The organism is Bartonella sp. AP4SXKL (assembly GCF_042195845.1).
In the GTDB taxonomy this organism is placed as follows: Bacteria; Pseudomonadota; Alphaproteobacteria; order Rhizobiales; family Rhizobiaceae; genus Bartonella.
This window is the reverse complement of record NZ_JBHIPA010000071.1, coordinates 1-722: the sequence shown is the minus strand read 5'-3', so window position 1 is coordinate 722 and position 722 is coordinate 1. Positions and strand designations below refer to the sequence as shown.

General features: G+C 44.5%; 1 protein-coding gene. It reads right to left on the bottom strand.

The window, feature by feature from the left end:
* Nucleotides 1–722 (bottom strand): P-type DNA transfer ATPase VirB11 (gene virB11 / locus ACFIMI_RS09730; RefSeq protein WP_375692539.1); only part of this gene is annotated, 722 nt, incomplete at both ends.

Sequence of the window (722 nt, the reverse complement as noted above, 5' to 3'; positions counted from 1 at the left end):
ATCATCGAGATTAATAAGCCGCGGATATCATCGCGTGCTAAATTACCACCACCGTCACTTTCTTTGACTAAAAGGGTCATTTGTTCAAAGGCTGCAAGGGCTGTTGAGGCGTGGACGGTGGTAATGGAGCCGGGGTGACCAGAGTTGACATTACGGATGTAGTAAAAGGCTGTACCATCACGCAGCTCTTGTAGAAGGATTCTGTCGGGGCGCATGCGTAAGCCAGATTCAAGCAGTTCTTTTGCGCCTGCTTTTGCTAAGCCTTGGTTATCTTTTGAATAAAAGAGCTGCACTTTGTTGGCGTGCGGAACGACAAGTTCTGGCGTGTCTTCAATGGTGAGAATTCGTTCATAGTCAGGGATTTTTGCAATCAAAGCTTTGGAGAGGGTTGTTTTACCAGAACCGGTTTTGCCCGATATTAAGATATTTTGTTGTGTAATAACGGCTCTTTCTAAAAAGGTGCAAAAGTCTTTGGCGATAAAGAGATCTGTTAGCTCTTTGTCTGTATCAGAGAGTTCGGATAACCGTTCTGTCATTTGTTGCGTGGGTGTGAAACTGGTGTTTTGGGCAACAGAAAACAGATTGTTTTCATGTAAACTTTCAAGAGAAAAAGTGCGTGATGAAGGTTTACGAATGGTCATGCTAATGGTATTGGCTGCAACTGCTGGAGGCATAACAATTTGTATGCGTTCGTTGTTTGGCAGTGTTGCGGAGAGAACGGG